The organism is Pontibacter mucosus (assembly GCF_003054055.1).
Classification (GTDB): Bacteria; Bacteroidota; Bacteroidia; order Cytophagales; family Hymenobacteraceae; genus Pontibacter; species Pontibacter mucosus.
In genome coordinates, this window is record NZ_QBKI01000001.1 from 420984 (window position 1) to 439544 (window position 18561).

The window sequence follows — 18561 nt, forward strand, 5'->3', positions numbered from 1 at the left end:
GTAAAAAATATCCTTCTAAAAATGTAATTTTACATCCCTTGCCAGGCTACCAGTTTTGCCTGCCGGAGCGGCTTTATCACACTAAACTTATGAAAAAAATCTTGCTTGCACTGCTGTTTATACTTGGCAGTGTGCTGCCGCAGCTAGCCCTGGCGCAGCAGAAACAATTTTACTTTACCACTTCCGATGGTGTGCAGCTATACGTGCGCATCGCCGGCGAGGGCAAGCCCTGCCTATTTATCCACGGTGGGCCCGGCTCCTGGCCCAAATACTTTTATGCCCTGGGCGGTGACGTGGTGGAGCAGGACCTGCAGATGATTTACGTGGACCAGCGCGGCTGTGGCCGCTCGGGCGGCTCCGAAACTGATAACTACTCCCTGGCCCGCATGGTGCAGGACTTTGAGGAGCTGCGCCAGCACCTGGGTTACGACAAGTGGCTGCTGATGCCGCACTCCTTTGGCGGCACCATGGCCACGGAGTACGCCTACCAGCATCCGCAGCAGGTGCAGGGGCTGATCTACGTGAACAGCACGCTCAACATCAACAATTCCCTGGAGAGCTACGTGAACGAGGGGGCGCGTTTCCTGCAGGTGCCGGTGTCGGAGCTGCGGAAGCCGGGCGAGCCGGTGGGGCAGGCGCTGGGCGGCGTGGTGCAGCGCCTGAACGAAAAGGGGCTGATGTATAAGATGATGTACCGCGACAAGGCCATGTTCGACGCCATGAACGCGGTGATGGACACCACCTTGAACTGGCAGTTCGGCTCCAAGGTATGGAACTACCCGGAGTATGCGCAGGATTTCACAGCCAAAACCGCGAGTATAAAGGTGCCGGTGCTGGTTATCGCAGGCAAGTATGATTACTCCATCGGCCCAGAGCATTACAAAACGTTTAAGTTTCCGAAGGCGACTTACCGGGTGATGGACACCGGCCACTGCCCCTACCAGGAGCAGCCGGAGCAGTTTCGCAAGTACGTGAGCAAATTCGCCAGGAAGCTGGATTAGCACACCTACAGGCGGGGCCGGTTGCACAGACGTAGCCGGCCCCGCCTGTTTTAGTGGCCCGTAAACATTGCCGGTGCCCTATGCGTTAATTTACTGAACAACAAAGGGTAAACGCATGAAGTGGTCGCTGAACTTAGGCAGGGTGGCAGGTATAAAAATACTGGTGCACTGGACGTTTGTGCTCTTGCTGGGATGGGTGGCCTTTACCGAGGCGCAGCGCGGCAGCGACACCCCGACGATACTGCTGGCCATCGGTTTTGTGCTGGCGGTTTTCTTCTGCGTGGTGCTGCACGAGCTGGGGCATGCGCTCACGGCCAAGCATTACGGCATCAATACCAAGATGATTACGCTGCTGCCCATTGGCGGCGTGGCCAGCCTGGAGAAAATGCCCGAGAAGCCCAAACAGGAGCTCTTGGTTGCCTTGGCCGGGCCTGCCGTTAACGTGGTGATTGCGCTTATACTTTGGCTGGTGCTGCCCTCGCTGCAAGGTACGCCTACCGAAGAATTCTTCCTGCGTATTACGCCCGCTAACTTCTTTTACCTGCTGTTCTTTGTGAATGTGGTGCTGGTGGTGTTCAACGCCATCCCGGCTTTCCCGATGGATGGGGGGCGCGTGCTGCGGGCGTTGCTGGCCTTTAAGCTGGGCCGGGTGCGGGCCACGCAGATTGCGGCAAACCTGGGTCAGCTGCTGGCCATCTTCTTTATCTTTGTCGGATTCTTCTATAACCCCTTCCTTATTCTAATCGGCGCTTTCGTGTTTTTTGGAGCCTATTCGGAGAACATGGTGGTGCAGCACCTGGATTTTCTGCGCGGCCACAGCGTGCGCGAGGGCATGATGACCAACTTTGTGACCTTAACCCCAACTGACACGGTACGCGATGCGCTGAACAAGCTGCTTGCCGGATCGGAGCATGAGTTTATCGTGGAGCAGGAGGGGGTGGTGGTGGGCACCCTAACGCGCTCGCAGCTGATACAGGCTGTGAAGGAAGAACAGATGGAGACACCGGTAGCCAAGGTAATGTCGGGGGACGTGAAGACGTTTAACGTGCAAGACAAGCTCGCAGACGCCTATACCGAACTTCAGAAAACCCGCGTCCCGCTTTACCCCGTGCTCGAAAACGGCCGCCTGGCCGGCGTTATCAACAACGATAATATCAACGAGTTTATCATCATTAAATCCGCGCTGTCACAGTAGTTGTTGTTGGTTGCTCGTTATTCGTTTTTAGGGTGAAAGATTAGCGCTGAACTCAGGACATTGCGCTAAAACTTTTCCTCCAGCCACAAAAATCCGCTGCTCAACGCAAAAAGTATAAAGAACCAAATGAGCGGCAGGGGCTCTTCTTTGTAAGTGATGGAAGCCTCGGCAGGCTTTATACTTTGCTGCGCGGCAAAGGCCTGGGTGGCCGCTCTCCTGCTGGCTATACTTTCAAACTTCCAATCTGAAGTATCCTGCACAAAGAAAAAGTATGGTTCTGTACCGGCTATTTCTGCTTTGTGCCAGCCGCTGCGGCGGGGCCAGAAGCTGGCGTTATACTTTTCGGGTTGATGCGGATGCTGCGCCAGCGGCAGGTGTATACTTATAGAATCAGCTATACTTGTAACAGAGGCAGTGGGCACAGAGGCGCCATCCGAAGTATAATCTGTGAAGGCAAGTATAACCGGCTGGTTGGGCTGTGGCACCTGCGGCTTTTCGAGTTGCCAGAACTTTTCTTTTACCTGCTCTTTGGCCATGGCCGATAACAGGGAAGTCCAGTAGCTGGCGTATACTTCGGGCTTGCCCTCCAGCTGCCACGGGAAAGTTTGCGGCACCAGGCTCAGGGCCACTTTCCCCCATCCGGCGCGTTTTGCTCCCGCTAGTACGTTCCCCCCCTGCTCGGCTACCAAACCTGTTATAGTTTCGGCGTTATTCAAAGTATAAGGCGCGGCGGTAATGCTTGCAGTGGCTTCAGAGGTCCAGCGGACGCGGGTGCTGCGGCTGCTTTGCTGCGATACCCGTTTGCCACTGAAATCGGTAAAGAAGGCCGTGCTGCGGTTGGTAACAGGGGCAGCGGCAATCGTCAGTACGCCTAGTCCCTCTTCCGATACAGCTCGCTGCAGCGCATTTCTTTCGGCGGCACCCATTTGTTGCAGTGCCTGCGGCTCTGTAATCACCACATCGAAAGCCTGCAGCAATTTTGGGGTGATGCGGCTAAGGTCGGTGCGGGACATGTTGAACCACTCACTCTGGCTCATATCTTTGCTGATGGTGGTGCGTAGTGCCACACGATGCTGCAACTCCGCCAAGTGGTTTTTCAGAAACTTGAACTCGAAGTTGGGGGAGGAGGCCAGTAGCAGTACGCCCAACTCCTGTTGCGGCTCCACCTGCACTGGCACCTGCCCCAGCGTATCGGTGTTAGCCAGCAACGTATACGTATAGCGGCCCTGTGCTTTGGGGGTATAGCGAAGGCGGAAAGTATGGCTACTGTCGGCAGAAAGTTCTACAGAGTCCTGTGCCTTGCCGGCGGCGTGCAGGTAGAGCTTTATACTTTGGGGTCCAGCTTTATACTTGCCAGCCACCTCTATGGTCTCGCCAAGTTTTATACTTGATGGCCACCTCACAGAATATACCCCGGCCGGAGCAGGCGTCAGATGAGGCTGCAGCTGCAGGTGCTTTACTTGCTTAAGCTCTTCCTCTTGTAAACCATAGCCCAGCAGGTGCACCGTCTGCAGACCCGGCTGCCGCTGGTGCAGCTCCACTAGGGAGTTTATCGTCTCACCCTTATCTGCAGCGGTTTTATAAGTATAAATTTGCGGTTTGGCTTTCAGCTTTTGCAGCAGTGCCGATAGCGTATCCGCCTCATATCCTTCTGTTAAAAGTATAGCCGTGCCGGGGCTGTTGGCTTGCTTCATAGCAGGCGGAAACATCAGCAGCACCAGGCTCAGACCGGCCACGGCACTGGCCAGTAGCCGCCAGGTTAGCCGTTGCCGGTTTGGTCGGCGCCAGGCCAGCCACAAAAGCAGCAGGACGACAGGTATCGCTAAAAGCCAGGATGGGTACATCATACTTGTTCTTTAGCGCGGGGGCAGGCCCAGCATGGCCCGGAAGTTCTCTTTGCCCTCCGGCAGCTTTTTCAGGTTCTCGATTAAAGTAATGGCCCGGTCCACGCGCAGCTGCGGGTTCTTCACCGCCGACACATGGTTGAGCATGTAGCGCTGCATGCCGGGCTTAAGCAGCAAAAAGCGTCTGTTCCCCTCTTCATCCTGTTGCAGCAGTTCCTCCATTTCGGCGGGCACTTCGGTGCCGTACGTACTATCGTCTTTCTCCAGCGTCACCGTTACCTCGTCGTGCAGCTTTATTCCCAGCTGTTGCATGCGCTTTTTGCTGATGCTGATGTAGGCCCTGCCTTCGCCCAGGGCCATTAGGCCACACTGAAATTTCAGCTTACCATTGACGGTGCAAATCAGGCGGATGTTGAGCGTGCCCAAGGCCTGCACCACGTCCTGCGGCACTTCCAGGTAGTGCATGCCGGGGAGGTGTTGGAGTAAGCCGATGTGGGTTCGGAAGTTTATCATACTTTATTCTTTGTTGCAGCTATACTTATCTGTTGCCGCTAATATCTTTTATACTTTTCTGGCGCAAGCGTCCGCTTGTGTCCCTTGTAGCTGCTGCTTCCTTCACCAGCTGGCGCGAGTTTGCAACTTGTGCCTATTTATGATGTCGGATTTGCAATCCGACTGGCTTGAAAGCCATACTTATACTTGCTAGTTTATGCTTTCCTAGCTATTGCTTCCTTCCATTTGAACCAAGCTATCCTCACTAGCAACCGTTCATCCTCTAGTTCGCACTAACCTATCGTTTCACCTCCTACTTTCTGCCCTCCCAGGCCGGGAGGCCTCGCCTTCGGGCATCGCGCTGCTTTCGCTTCCTGCCCTCGTGCCTCGGGCTGCCTCGCTGTCGCTCGTCACCGGAACCTCTCGAGGCGCTCAACCCAAAGGCTGGGAAAGGGTTCGATAGCTTTTGCCTTTGCTAAGTATAGGCTGTCCCCTTGAGGACAAGTGAGAACGGGAGTTCGAAACTTGCGAGCAAAGCTCAATAGGGGTGTAATCGGCTGCAGACAATTCCCCTCTTGGGAAAGAGTGGGCTCATACTTTGAAGGAGCAGTCGCTTACGCAGCTTATGCTTCAGCCAAAGTAACTACAGGCTCCCCGCCTTAGCCAAGGAGGGGTCAGGGGTGGTTGGACCCGACACTGCCAGACTTTCTACCCTTCTAACTTTCCAACTTTCTAACTCCTAAACTCCCAAACTCTCTACCTCATCCGCTTCCTATACTCCTCTGCCAGCCTGCTTCGTACGGCCTGCCTCGGTTGTGGTGTTTGTTTGACCGGCGGCAGCAGTTCTGCCCAGGCCTGTTCCGCTGCTATCAAACACGAAGCACATAGCTTTTTGCCGGCGCTTATCTCCGTTATTAGCTGCCGCACATCCTGCAGCGCCCGTAGGTTTTTGCCGGAGTTGCCCAGGGCATGTTCCGCCAGCTCCTGACCGGCTTTTTCCAGCAGCTGCGCATCGGCCGGTTTATACTTGCCCGACTGTTTATACTTTGCCAGCCAGTTTAGGGCGGCGCGCGTGTTTGGCAGCTCCTGCTGCTGGTTTATACTTTGCTGCTCGTTTAGCGGCGTGATTTTGTGCAGTTCGCCCGTCAGGCGCAGCTCCGGCTCTTTTAGCGGCGGGGCCTCGAAGCCGGTTTTGGCCACATACGCCCGCTGCGACTGCTGCACATCCTTCAACATCCGCAGGGCCTTGTACTCGAAGGGCAGGGCTTCTTTGGGTTTGTGCGTGCGCAGCCGCAACTCGGCTTCCCACATCTGCGCCAGCGCGCCTTTCAGCTTGGCTTTCACGGTGGGCTCAAACAGCGTGGCGGCCTCCTCCATGTCGTGCTTGTGCAGGTAAGGGTCCAGCAGGGCCTCGGGGCTGTTCTGGTTCTCGAATTCCGGGTGGTCGTGGCCGTCGCCTTCAAAGTGTGTTTCCTCCTCGTGCTCCTCCGCTCCCTCGGGGATGCCGCCTCCCGGACCAATGCCGCTCTCGAACTCCTCGCCCAGAAACTTGCCGTAGCGCAGGCGCAGCAGCTTTTGGTCTACGCCGATGTTGTTGGATCGCTCCTCAAACTCAGCCCGAGGAATGCTTTTCTGCTCTTTCAGCAGCTTCTCGGTGTCGATGATGATTTGGCGCTGGCTGCGGAAGTACTCCGGCACCGGGTTCACGCCGGCTGTCATGTCGAAGTCGGCCTCTACGATGGTGGTGTCCTCGATTTGCACAAAGTACGTTTCGGAGCGGGTGTAGCCACGGTGGTTGTCCCAGGCCTGCAGGTAAAAGTATAGCTCATCGCCAAAACTCATGCCCAACTGCTGCAAATCCAGTGTTTGGTTGATGCTGTAGCTGCGACTGTTGCCGCTCAGGTTCAGTTTGATTTTCTCTTCCCGAAACTTCACGGCCTCGCCGCTGCCCTTAGCCACCGTGGCAATCATGTTGGCTTCGCGGATGCCGTAGTCGTCGGTGAGGCTGGCCTGCAGGGTGACGCGCTGCTGCTCTCCCAGCCGGATTTCGGTATACTCCTTTGGTTTGCTGATTTGAATGGCCGGGGCTTCGTCGGGGATGATTTCTAACGTATAAAAAGCCGATTTTTGCCCGTTCAGGTTAATGGTATAGAGACCGTGTTCTGTGAAGCTGCGCGAGAAAGTATAACCCTCCTGCCCCTTTTTAAAGGCCTGCGGCGACTGCTCGTTCAGCTCCAGCTGCAGGAGTGCGGGTTTGCTGGTGCGGATACGCCAGGTAACAGTGGCACCTTCCTCCACACGCAGGTTCGGAGTTTTTGCCTGGTAAGCCTGTTTGCCGGTGTAGCGGGGCGGCGTGATAGTGATGTCTATACTTTGAATCTGCGCGGCAGTATCGGCAGCGGCCACCGGAGCCTCCGGAAACTCAACCTGTATACTTTCTGCCTCGGGTGTGGTGAGCGCTGCTGCCGGCAAATATAAAATCCCGACAGAAAGCAATAGCGCCAGGGCCAGGAAAGTATAGGTGGCGGAGCTGCGCAGGGTGAATGTTTGCTGCTGATCGGGATGAAGCTCCTGTAACGTTGCTGTTACGCGCTGTTGCTGAAGCTTTTGCAGCAGGTTTTGTGGCTGCTGCAGGAGCAGCTCGGTGCTGTCCTCGAGTTGCGGGTACTGCCGGTTCAGGTGGCGCGCCACGTGCTGCAGCGAAACTTCCGAAACCGACCTCCAGCGAAGTATAAAGTATAAAACAGCAGTGGAAAGTATAGCAAAGGCCGTTAGAGCCAGTAATGGTGCCCCGAACTGCCAGCGCCAAAGTATGGCCACTGCCACCAACATAGCCGCCAGCGCCTGCAAGGCATAGAGCCACAGTTTCGCCTGCACGTACTGCCTGCGAATCCGCTGTAAGATATGGATGCTCTCTGGTAAGGCCATTTATAGATTGCTGCGCCGGCTGGCGATAATTCTCTCGATTAAAAATAAGGCAAAAGCCGCTAAAACAAACCACTTCAGCAGCGGGGTTTGCGCCGTTTTAGCTGTACTTGCGGGAGCTGCCTTCATATAAGCTTGTGGAAGCAACTGCTGCTCGTCCAGGGCGCGGTAGTCGTAGGTTGCCTGTGGCTGTGGCAAAAGCAGTGGTAAGAGTAATTCCGGTAGCTGCGCGCTCTGGCCCAGCTCGCTCCAGGCAGGTGAAAAGCCGCTGCGGAAAGTATAAACCTTGCCCAGGCCGATGGCTTCAGCATAAAGTATAGGCTCTCCGTTCGAAGCTGTCCATGCCTGGTTTTGTTGCTGTGGCGGTTGCTGGTTAAGCTGATGCATTTTTATACTTGCACCACCTGCTCCTGTAAAGCTGGTTTTTATACTTTCAGGTTTCTGCCCCTGCTGCACCCATACTTGTAGCCCCTGCCTTACCTGCTGATGTATACTTTGGGGCAGCGGCTCATTGCGAAGCCAGAAAACCCAGTCGGCTTGTGCTGTATCAGCTTTAACCTGAATAGGTAAGCCGGTGTAGCTGCTGATGGCCTGGATGGCGGCCCGAAGGTAACGTACCTCTGCCTGTTGCGCCTCATCCGAAAGTATAGCTACCTGCAGCGGCTCGGTATGTACTCTTACCTTGCTGCTGTGGCCTGAGAAAGTGGCTTGTAGCGAGTCCTGCTGGCGTTGCAGTTGCTGGTTGCCGGACAGGTTTATACTTTGCGCTGATACGGCAGCTTTATACTTGCTATAACTGGTGCCCTCTCGGGAGCTGTGGCCAAGCAGAAGCAGCAGGCTATCGGGCGAGGTCTGGATGGCAGCTTGGAGCCAGGTTATACTTTTATCGGTGGCCACCGGAATCCAGCGGATGTGCTGCAATATTGTTTCTGGGCGGGTGCCGGCAAAATACTGCTGCTGGTCTGACGTGAAGAGCAGCACACTGTCCTGCGGGTTTTTATACTTGCTGGTTAGCAGTGGCAAAAGGCTCCAGTAGTTATACTTGCTTGTTACTACACTATCCTGCGTGCGAGTGCTAATCTGTTGCCATACTTCCTGCGTGACTTGCTCCAACTGTGGCGTGTACGCGTGCAAAGTATAACCCCGCTGCAGCAGTGAATCGATGGTTGGTTTGATAGAGGCAAGGGCTGAAGTATACAGCAACTCTTCGCCCACCACGATTGCTTTTGCTCCCTGTTGCTTCGGTGCCCTATGCTCCCATACCGGCTGCGCCAGCGCTACGGCCAAAAGTATAAGTATGACGCAGCGCAGCACCAGCAGCCAGAAGTTACTGAGCTTTATACTACTCCAACGGCTACTCGCCGAGGCCTCCAGCCACCGCAGACTACCCACCTTCACCGTCTTCCCCTGCCGTTTATTCCACAGGTGAATGGCAATCGGAAGAAGTATAGCCGACGCTGCGAGGAGTAAGTATGGTGCGAGGAAGGTCAAGAAAGCTGGAAAGTTAGAAGGTTAAAAAGTTAAAAAGTTGTTTTTTCTGTCATTCTGGAAGAATCTTGGTGGCTAAGTTTGATGGCTTGCCCTACCTTCACATGGTCCTTTCAGGATGACAAGGTGCCGCTTTTATTTACTAATTCACTCCATCACTCATTCGCTCATTCAAAATTACCCATAAAGCAGCCGCTTTTGCAGGAAAGACCTCAGCGCCTTATCCAGCGGCTCGTCGGTCACGAAGCGGTCGTAGGCGATGTGGCGGTTGCGCATGTCTTTTTCGATTTCCTGCAGCCACTCCTGTTGCTTGGCCAAGTATAACTGCCGATGGGCAGTACTGCTTACCTGCAGCGTTTGCCCTGTTTCCAGGTCCTCGAAGGTGAGGGTGCCGGTGTAGGAAAACTCCAGCTCGTTGCGGCTCATCAGGTGGGCCAGCAGCAGCTCGTGCCCCTGTGCGCCCAGCTTGTACAGCAGGTCTTTTATCTCGTGCCCGTGCTCGTACAAATCCGACAGGAAAACGGTGAGTTCTTTCTGCCGACGGTCGGCGAATAGGTTGGCGGCCACCTCCATACCCGGAAACTTGCCTTGCGGCTTTACCTCGGCCAGCTGGTGCCAGAAACGCTGCAGGTGCATGTTGTCGGAGCGCGGCGTGAGGTTGATGAGCTGGTTCTCGTGGAGCACGTACAGCCCCACGGCATCGCCCTGCGTCGTGGCCAGGTAAGCGAGCGAGGCCACCAGAAACCGTGCATACTCCATCTTGCTAAGGCCGTTCACATCTTCATGCGCCATCGAAGCACTGCCATCCAGTATAAACCGCACCGTGATGTTGGTGTCTACCTCAGCCTCGCGGATGTAATAGCGGTCGGAGCGGGCAAACATCTTCCAGTCGAGCTGGCGCAGGTCATCGCCGGGCTGGTAGCTGCGGTACTGGCTAAATTCTAGCCCCGCCCCACGCCGCAAACTCTGGTTCTGCCCCGCCAAAAAGCCCTCCACCACCGTTTTAGCCAACAGCGGCAGGTCTTTGATAGTCGCCAGTACCTTCGGGTCGATGAATTTGTGGGTGCTCAAGGAGTATAAAGTATGTGACTTAAAATTTAGTCAGCCTTAGCCGAGGCCTTAAGCCAGCTGTTGATGATTTTTTGAAATTCGGATGCTTTTCGCTGCACCTCCTCTTTACTTTTAAAAGTCGCTACGGCTCTATCATTTGCCACCCATTTTAGGATACCTGCTGTATCTGTTATCAATCTTTCTGTGGGTTGCTTCTTTGGCTTTGCCCCGGTATGAAATACCACCTGAATGTTTTTGGGCGGAAACAGCTTCATCGTCACCCTATCCTCCCCGTCGATAGCATAACTCGGGGCGTTCCACTTGATGTGCTCCTTCAAACCAGGATTAGACTTGGTAATGGCGCTGCGAATCTCTAGAATGAGCTCTTTTAGCGGATGCTCCAGCTCTGCTAAAAAATTGCTTACTTCTTTGCTTCCGTTTTCCATAGTCTGAAACATTACGTGCTGATAGATACCTCCTATAAGTTTTGTCTTGAGCTTTACACCAAGCTCTGCCGCAACTTCAAGTCCATTAACTCTGCTTCTATAGTTGCCTCATCCAGTATGATATCCACACCACCAACTAACTCCTCGCGCACTTTCAGCATGTACTTTCGGGCATCGGTGTAGAACACGATGGCGGCGTCGTAGTGGATGGTTTCGTCGAACTCCTGGTTCCAGTCCTGGTACACCTCAATCATGAGTACCGGCGCAGACAGCACCTTTATCTCCGAGTGCTTCCCTGACTGCAGCAGCTTTTCGCAGCGAAGCGGAGTCTTGCTTTCCTCCACCTCGAAAGTATAATAAGTGGTAGAGGACTTGGCAGACAGCCTGTAGTCGGCGCTGATGTTGATGAAGCTTTGGTCCTGCTTGTTCTTCGTCAGGCCCAGCGCAAACTCCGGCGCCCAATACAGCACCTTATTATCCGTGGCGTGTACTTTTATACTTTCGGTAAAGAAATAACAGATCCGTTCTCCCACCAGTCGCTTCAGGAGCTGTGTGCCAGCCTCCGTCAGCTTTATGTTTTCTACCTCTTCCATCTGTATCTTTTTTTGATTTACTTATTCAAGCGAGTCTGGAGACTCGCACCCACTCCACGTCACGGGTTCGATACCCGCGCCAGTTTTTCTCTACTGCTGCTTCGGATTTGCAATCCGGAGCTTGTTTAGAAGCGGATTTGTAATCCGCTTGCTTGCCAGTAGCTATAACCGTTGCTTTTGCGGATTACAAATCCGCGATTTTCATACTTTCGGATTGCAAATTCGAAAGAGCATTCTTTTTTAGTTCCCCGCCTTAGACAAGGAGGGGTTAGGGGTGGTTGGATATTTTACACTAGCACCGCCTTAGGCAGCTTTATACGTTGCAGCAGCTCATCTACCACTTTGTCCGGCGTGATGCGCTCTGCTTCGGCGGCGAAGTTAACCAGCACGCGGTGGCGCAGCACCGGGTAGGCCATCGTCGTGATATCATCAGCAGTAACTGCAAAACGGCTATTTAGTAAGGCCCTTGCCTTGGAAGTAAGTATCAGTGCCTGCCCGGCGCGTGGACCGGCTCCCCAGCGGCAGTAGTTCCTCACGAAATCTATACTTGTGCTGTCGGGACGGGTAGCGCGGACCAATTGGTTTACAAAGCCCAGAAGCTCCTCGCTTATACTTACCTCGCGCACCAACTGGCGTAGCATGAGGACTTCGTCGCCACTAAGTATGGGCTGTACCTGTGCCTGCCTGGTGCCGGTGGTACTGGAAAGTATGTTGAGTTCCTCCTGCTCGGTGGGATACTTTATTTTGATGAAGAGCAGGAAGCGGTCGAGCTGTGCTTCGGGCAGCGGGTATGTTCCGGCCTGCTCAATCGGGTTTTGGGTAGCCAGCAAAAAGAAGGGCTTGGGCAAAGTATAGGTTTTGCCGGCGTAGGTTACCTCGTGCTCCTGCATCGCCTCCAGCAGCGCGGCCTGTGTTTTGGGTGGCGTACGGTTTATCTCGTCGGCCAGCACGATGTTGGAGAAAATCGGCCCCTCGTTAAACTTAAAAAAGCGCTTGCCGGTGGCGTGGTCTTCTTCCAGCACCTCTGTACCCAGAATGTCTGTCGGCATCAGGTCCGGCGTGAACTGTATCCTGCGAAAGCCCAGGTCCATAGCATTGCTGAGGGTGCGCACGAGCAGCGTCTTGGCCAGACCCGGCACCCCTTCCAGCAAGCCGTGTCCGCCCGCCATCATCGTAATCAGCACCTCGTCGAGTACTTCCTCCTGGCCCACAATTACTTTCTGTATCTCCTGCTTTAGCCGGGGCAGCTTTGCCAGCAGGTGTTTTATGTCTTGCTCTGTCACTTGTTCTAATTATTAATGACGAATAAATAATGAGTAATAAACAATGGTTGATTACTAATGAAGGACTTTTATACTGAGATACTATTCATTACTCATTAATAATTATTCATTACAAATTAACTCATCAGCGCGTACATGATGATGTTGACGCCAAACTTGGTGTTGTCCTCGGCCAGCCAGCGCTTGTTTCGGAAGTCGTAATCCCACTCGCAACCATAATCTTTGTTGCTGTAAAGCACGGCAATGCGTCCGTTTACCTCAATAGCCTTCAGGTAGTCGTGCACCAGGTCGTCGCCCCAGCCATTCAGCTCGAAGCTGGTCGTAGGCGGGCCCTCCTCGAAGGTGAAGAAACTGCGGTAGAGTTTATGATTGTTCGGGATTTTTTTGAGCGCACCTGCCCCGAAAATCTGCCGCATCTGCTCCTCAAACGACTTGGCAAAAAGCCCGTCGATGTCGTGGTTGCAATCGTCCACAAACACAAAGCCGCCATTCTTCACATAAGTCTCAAAGTTCTGCCGCTCCTTTTGGTTAAACTGCACCAGCTTGTGCCCGCTCAGGTAGCTGAAGGGATAGTTAAACAGCTCCGCACTCTCCAACGAAATCACCTTCTCCTGCTCGTTTACCGGCACCGTGGTGTACTGGATAAGCGAGTGCAGCAGGTTACTCGGCATACGCGGGTCGGTGTCCCAGTTGCCGGAGCGGTATTGCAGGCGCACGAAGGTGAAGGGTTGCACTTAGTTAGTGAAGAGTTAAGAGTGTAGAGTTATGAGTTATAGTATGAAAACAGATGCCGCATACAGCGAGCTGTATACGGCATCTGAAGTATAAATCAGCAGCAATTACACCGCATCCGAAAGGCTCGTGAATGTAAAGTCGCGTACTTTCATCGGCGGAATGAGGCTGCCGTTGATGCGTTGCGGCTTACCTAAGGCTTCCAGGTTGTTGAGCATGATAACCGGGCTCTCGTTGAAACGGAAGTTCTTTACCGGGTACATGATCTTGCCGTTCTCGATATAGAAGGTACCGTCGCGGGTAAGGCCGGTGTAGAGCAGGGTTTGCGGATCTACGGAGCGGATGTACCACAGGCGCGTTACCAGTATGCCGCGCTTGGTGTTTTTGATCATGTCTTCCAGCGACTGGTTGCCACCCTCCATAATCACGTTGCCGGGAGAAGGCACTGAAGCAGCGCCTGTTTTGGCGGCCCAGAAACGAGTATTGTACAGATTCTTCACCACACCCTTGTCTATCCAGGTGATCTTCTTCTGCGGACGGCCATCGCCTGCGAATGGAGAAGTGGGTACCTCCGGGTGGGTTGGGTCGGAGTATACGGTGATGCGCTCATCCAGCAGTTTCTCCCCTATCTTAGTCTTGCCTCCGGCTTTGCTCAGGAAGCTGCGGCCCTCCTCGGCGTTGCGCTGGTCCATGTTAAAGAACATGTTCCGCAGCAGGTCTATAGAGGCGGCCGGCTCCAGGATAACGGTATACTTGCCTGGCTCCAGAGCCCGGGCATTGCGCGATGTGGCAGCCTTCTGCGCGGCTATGCCGGAGGCTTTGCCAGTATCCAGCTTGCTTACGTCCGAGAAGTCCTGGGTTACGTAACCGGAGCCGGTGCCATCCTCCGTGCGCATGGTCACGGAGAAATCCACCACCGTGGAAGGATGGTAGGCAAACAGGCCCTTGTTGTTCATTTTGGCCGTGAAGTTGGTGTAGTGCTCCAGGAAACCGGCAGCCGTCAGGCCCTTGTCGGTGGCAGCTTTTATACTTTTGGCCGCAGCATCGGCCCGGTAAGCCGGATCTATTTTAGCGGTAGCATCGAAATGCGCTTTAGTGGTGATGTACTGCTGTGGCCCGAGCAACTCCACATACTCCGGGCTTTCGGGCGCCAGACGCGCGATCTCCTCGGAGCGGCGGATCACTTTCTCCAGCGAGGCATCGTCGAACTCATTGATGGTGGCCACGCCGGAGCGCTTGCCAAACCGCGACTCAACAGCCAGCGAGGTGTTTTCTTCCGCGCCGCTGGTAGATACCTCGTTGCGGGCGTAGCGGATGTTGCCGCCTGTGTTGCCGCTAAGTGTCACCTCACACTCATCGGCCTTCGAAAAGCCCAGCGCCTTTTTCAGTATCGCCTGAGCCTCTTCTTTTGATAATATTGCCATCGTTTTAAGTTAAGAGTTGAGAGTTATGAGTTAAGGGAGTTAGAAAGTTAAAAGGTTAGAAAGTTAGAGAGTGAGGTGCTGTAAGCGTAACCAGTCTCCGACATATCCACTTTTAACTATTAACTTTTAACTCTAAACTAAAAAATCGCTAGATTTTTCTGGCTGTGTTGATCACGTTCACGCCGTTGAAGCGGGTGTGGGCAGAGCCGTGCGATACCGCGCTGATCTGGCTTGGCTGGCCTTTGCCGTCGAAGAACGAACCGAACAGGCGGTAGTCGCTCTCGTCGCACATGTCGGCGCAGGAGTTCCAGAATTCCTGGGTGTTGCTCTGGTAAGCCACATCCTCCAGCGGACCCACAATTTTGCCTTTGTTGATCTCGTAGAACACCGTGCCGCCAAACTGGAAGTTATAGCGCTGCTGGTCGATGGAGTAGGAGCCACGACCGGCGATGTAGATACCTTTATCCACACCACTTATCAACTGATCCACATTCTTCTTCTCCTTGCCCGGCGCCAGCGACACGTTTGGCATGCGCTGAAACTGCACCGAGCTCCAGCTGTCGGCGTAGCAGCAGCCGTGCGATTCTTTTTCATCGATGATGTGCGCCTGGTCGCGGATGGCCTGGTAGTTTACCAGCACACCGTTTTTGATCAGGTCCCACTGCTTGGTCTTCACGCCTTCGTCGTCCCAGCCCACAAAGCCCAGCGAGCCCTTCTGCGTCTTATCAGCAAAGATGTTCACCTTATCGGAGCCATACTTAAAGTTCTTGCTCTTCCACTTATCCAGCGTGGCAAAGGAAGTACCGGCATAGTTAGCCTCGTAGCCCAGCACGCGGTCCAGCTCCAGCGGGTGCCCTACTGATTCGTGAATCGTCAGGCCCAGGTGGTTCGGGTCGAGCACCAGGTCATACTTGCCCGCCATCACCGATTTTGCCGTCAGTTTCTCTTTGGTTTGCTTGGCGGCCAGGGCGGCATCTTCCAGCATATCGTAGGCGTAGCGGTAACCGGTTAAGCCCGTTCCCTCCGGCCCTTTTATTTTCTCAGAAGCCTTCGGAATCATGTACTCCCAGCCCATGCCCATCGGGGCGCTCAGGGCCTCGCGGGTTTTAAACTTGCCGGAGGCTTTATCTACAGCCGTTACCGTGAAGTTTGGCCAGATGCGGTGAATGTCCTGGTCGATATAAGAGCCGTCGGTGGAGGCAAAGTACTTCTGCTCGTTTATCTGGAAGAGGGCCGAGTTGACGAAGTTGGCGCCGTTCTCCAGGGCCTTGGCATTGGCGGCCAGCAGCAGGTCGGCTTTCTCGCCCACCGGCACCTCGAAGGCGTTTTTCTCGATGGGGGTTTTCCAGCTTACCTCGCCGAAGCCTTTAACCGGCGCCAGCCTTACCGGCTCTTTCTGCAGCTTGGCGTTGGCTTTGGCAATGGCAACTGCCTGCTCGGCGGCTTTGGCAATGCCTTTGTCGGTTACATCGGAGGTGGCGGCAAAGCCCCAGGTGCCGTTTGCCAGCACGCGCACGCCCACGCCGTAAGACTCCGCGTTCACGATGTTCTGCACCTGCTTCTCGCGGGTAAACACGTACTGCTGCAGGTAGCGGCCAATGCGCACGTCGGCATAGGAGGCGCCTTTGGATTTGGCCGTGTTCAGGGCCACGTCGGCAAGGCGCTTCTTCAGGGCCGGGTCTACGGTTTCCAGCAAGCGCTCCGGCGACACAGCATCGCCGAAAACCGGGATAGAAGGAAGCATCAAGCCCCCAAGCCCCAGCGCCGATAGTTCAAGGAAATTTCGTCTTTTCAAGGTGTTGTAAGATTAGATAAAGTATAAGGAGTTCAGTTTTGCTATCTAAGTATAGCGATTCGATTTTATTTCTCAAAGTATAAGTATGGCTTATCAGCTTAAAAAGAGGTTTTTATAGATGAAGCAAGTATACTTTTAGACAAAAAAGGCACAAAAAAAGCGCAGCGCCCTTGCAGGCACCACGCTATAAGCGAACATCTGAAGTAAAAAGGCTGCTGTGCGCCTATCTTATACTTAGCCAGTTGCCGGAATCTATACCGGTGCCGAGCTCGTTTTGAGCATAAGACGGGGTTTCAAAAGAGAAGCCGATGGCTGCAGCGATATCAGCCTTGGATTCCAGCACCTCTACCTTCACGTTGCCAATGCCCTGGCTATGGAAGTCGAGTTTCTGGGCGGCTGCCTCCGATACATCAATGATGCGGTCGCCCACGAAGGGGCCTCTGTCGTTGATGCGCACGATAACCCATTGGTTGTTGTCGAGGTTGGTTACTTTAACCACCGTGCCGAAAGGGAGGGTTTTGTGAGCGGCGGTCATTTCGTTCTTGTTGTAGATTTCGCCGCTGCTGGTTTTTCTGCCGTGGTAACGGCTGCCGTACCACGATGCCTCGCCTTGCTGTACTTTAGCCTGGCTGGCGTTGTTGCCTAGTGCAAAAGTTGGTTGACTAAAGCCGATAAATAGAAAAATGGCTACTAAAAAAATAAAGCACTTTCTATTATGGTCCATATAACTTAATAGTTGGTGAAGCCGCAATATTACGGAATTAGTTTTTAAACGAGGCCTTTTACGGCGTTATTGCCTGTTTGGTGTGGAGGGGTACAGGCTGGCGGGGTAAATTTATCCTAGGTCAGATAATGCAGAAATCGCCCTTTAAAGCACGTATGGCTATATTTTCATACATCCGAGGCATAGAAAATAGACTATAAAAAATAATTAAAAATTTTTTCATGGCAAAGCCGATTTTGGCCTAATTGTGGAACTTTTCCCCAGTTTTGGATCATGCCTACCCGCAAATCATACTTAATTTGCCGTTGCCAAACAGGTGCACGTATAGTATAGCATATTTGTAGAAGTATGGACTTTGGAAAGCTTTCAGACATCAGCCGCGTAGATTTCACGCTGCCCCCCAACCATCCCGACACGCTGCCGCTGCTGCAGCGCTCGGGCTCCTATGTAAAGCCGCAAGTATACGTGGGGCTACCTGTTTGGGTAAACAAGGCTTGGGTGGGCAAGTACTACCCGGCCGGCATGCCCGAAAAGGAGTCGCTGCTGTGGTACGCCAAGCAGTTTAACACCATCGAGCTTAACAGCACCCACTACCACATCCCCAGCCCCGACACCATCGACCGCTGGCGCAACATGGCGCCGCGCGGCTTTAAGTTCTGTCCTAAGTTTCCGCAGCTCATCAGCCACGAGGCGGCCCTGCGCAGCACCCAGGACGTAACCACCGCCTTCTGCACCGCCATTGCCGGATTGGAGGATAAGCTAGGCGAAGCCTTCCTGCAACTGCCGCCATACTTTGCGCCCAACCAACTGCCTGATTTGGAGGCCTTCCTGGCTTTCATCCCCGAAAGTATTCCCATTACCGTAGAGCTACGCCACGAGGGTTGGTTTGTGGATAACGTGGCCAGCCTGGAGCTTTTCGAGGTGCTGGAGAAGTATAAAGTGGGCACAGTACTAACCGATGTGGCCGGCCGTCGTGACGTGCTGCACATGCGCCTCACCACGCCCTCTGCCATGGTCCGCTTTGTGGGCAATGGCCTGCACCCGACAGACTATACCCGCATCGATGCCTGGGTGGAGCGCCTGCAGGAGTGGTTTGCCAACGGCCTGCGCCAGTTATACTTCTTCGTGCACGAGCCCGATAACACGCTGGCGCCGGAGCTTGCCACTTACCTCATTGAGAAGCTGAACAAAGTATGCGGCTTTGACCTGAAGCCTCCGAAGAAGTACGTGCAGCCGGTGCAGGGGGAGTTGTTTTGATATCCTCTCTGTGTTTATACTTTGCCGGCTCCAACCACCCCTAACCCCTCAGAGCTGCGCTCGCTACCTTCGAACTCCCGTTCTCGGTAGTCTAAGGCGGGGAATTTATACTTACACTTTTTGTCATCTCGAACGCAGTGAGAGATCTGACTAGAATTCTAAACAGATCTCTCCCAAAGATCGAGATGACAGTGATGGCCGTGGCTATCGACCTTATCCCAGCCTTTGGGTTGAGCGCCTTCTAGATTTGCGGTGCCCGTTCAGGGCATTGCGACGTCAGGAGCAAAGGAAATGTAGACAGCGCGATACCCG

Annotated in this window: 15 protein-coding genes; 3 read left to right on the forward strand and 12 right to left on the reverse strand. The window is 54.0% G+C overall.

Annotated features, from left to right (window positions below; translation table 11 throughout):
* The first annotated feature begins 89 nt into the window (after positions 1 to 89).
* Both C8N40_RS01885 and C8N40_RS01890 read left to right on the forward strand, forming a co-directional pair.
* Positions 90 to 1001 (forward strand): alpha/beta fold hydrolase, encoded by a 912-nt coding sequence (locus C8N40_RS01885; protein WP_170113998.1) that lies wholly within the window; start codon positions 90 to 92, stop codon positions 999 to 1001.
* Positions 1002 to 1116: 115 nt separating this feature from the next.
* Positions 1117 to 2196 carry a site-2 protease family protein gene (locus C8N40_RS01890; RefSeq protein WP_108210097.1) on the forward strand — a complete coding sequence of 360 codons (1080 nt, stop codon included), beginning with the start codon at positions 1117 to 1119 and terminating at the stop codon, positions 2194 to 2196.
* A 65-nt stretch (positions 2197 to 2261) separates the two neighbouring features.
* Here the strand turns inward: C8N40_RS01890 and C8N40_RS01895 are convergent, their stop codons facing one another.
* The 12 genes from C8N40_RS01895 to C8N40_RS01950 form a co-directional block, all read right to left on the reverse strand.
* Positions 2262 to 4043, reverse strand: coding sequence for a hypothetical protein (locus tag C8N40_RS01895; protein WP_108210098.1), 1782 nt, complete (start codon positions 4041 to 4043; stop codon positions 2262 to 2264).
* 9 nt (positions 4044 to 4052) lie between these two features.
* Entirely contained in the window at positions 4053 to 4553 is a 501-nt protein-coding gene (locus tag C8N40_RS01900) for a DUF1905 domain-containing protein (protein ID WP_108210099.1), read from the reverse strand.
* 735 nt (positions 4554 to 5288) lie between these two features.
* Entirely contained in the window at positions 5289 to 7460 is a 2172-nt protein-coding gene (locus C8N40_RS01905; RefSeq protein ID WP_108210100.1) for a DUF4175 family protein, read from the reverse strand.
* On the reverse strand, positions 7461 to 8948 hold the full coding sequence (locus tag C8N40_RS01910) for a BatA domain-containing protein (RefSeq protein WP_108210101.1): 1488 nt from the start codon (positions 8946 to 8948) through the stop codon (positions 7461 to 7463).
* A 174-nt stretch (positions 8949 to 9122) separates the two neighbouring features.
* On the reverse strand, positions 9123 to 10016 hold the full coding sequence (locus tag C8N40_RS01915; protein ID WP_108210102.1) for a DUF58 domain-containing protein: 894 nt from the start codon (positions 10014 to 10016) through the stop codon (positions 9123 to 9125).
* Between the two features lie 26 nt (positions 10017 to 10042).
* On the reverse strand, positions 10043 to 10441 hold the full coding sequence (locus C8N40_RS01920) for a DUF1801 domain-containing protein (RefSeq protein ID WP_108210423.1): 399 nt from the start codon (positions 10439 to 10441) through the stop codon (positions 10043 to 10045).
* 53 nt (positions 10442 to 10494) lie between these two features.
* Positions 10495 to 11034, reverse strand: a complete 540-nt coding sequence (locus tag C8N40_RS01925; protein ID WP_108210103.1) for a hypothetical protein — start codon at positions 11032 to 11034, stop codon at positions 10495 to 10497.
* 287 nt (positions 11035 to 11321) lie between these two features.
* Complete coding sequence (locus C8N40_RS01930; protein ID WP_108210104.1) at positions 11322 to 12317, reverse strand: AAA family ATPase; 996 nt, start codon at positions 12315 to 12317, stop codon at positions 11322 to 11324.
* A gap of 116 nt (positions 12318 to 12433) precedes the next feature.
* Positions 12434 to 13051: a DUF4159 domain-containing protein gene (locus tag C8N40_RS01935; protein ID WP_108210105.1), complete on the reverse strand. Its 618-nt coding sequence runs from the start codon at positions 13049 to 13051 to the stop codon at positions 12434 to 12436.
* A gap of 105 nt (positions 13052 to 13156) precedes the next feature.
* The gene (locus C8N40_RS01940) at positions 13157 to 14473 is read right to left on the reverse strand and encodes a TldD/PmbA family protein (protein WP_108210106.1); all 1317 of its coding nucleotides are present in this window, start codon (positions 14471 to 14473) and stop codon (positions 13157 to 13159) included.
* A 148-nt stretch (positions 14474 to 14621) separates the two neighbouring features.
* Positions 14622 to 16268 carry a TldD/PmbA family protein gene (locus C8N40_RS01945; protein WP_108210107.1) on the reverse strand — a complete coding sequence of 549 codons (1647 nt, stop codon included), beginning with the start codon at positions 16266 to 16268 and terminating at the stop codon, positions 14622 to 14624.
* Positions 16269 to 16491: 223 nt separating this feature from the next.
* Positions 16492 to 16992 carry a septal ring lytic transglycosylase RlpA family protein gene (locus C8N40_RS01950; protein ID WP_108210108.1) on the reverse strand — a complete coding sequence of 167 codons (501 nt, stop codon included), beginning with the start codon at positions 16990 to 16992 and terminating at the stop codon, positions 16492 to 16494.
* Positions 16993 to 17340: 348 nt separating this feature from the next.
* On the opposite strand from C8N40_RS01950, the gene C8N40_RS01955 reads away from it, so the two are divergent.
* The gene (locus C8N40_RS01955) at positions 17341 to 18249 is read left to right on the forward strand and encodes a DUF72 domain-containing protein (protein ID WP_108210109.1); all 909 of its coding nucleotides are present in this window, start codon (positions 17341 to 17343) and stop codon (positions 18247 to 18249) included.
* Positions 18250 to 18561 lie beyond the last annotated feature (312 nt).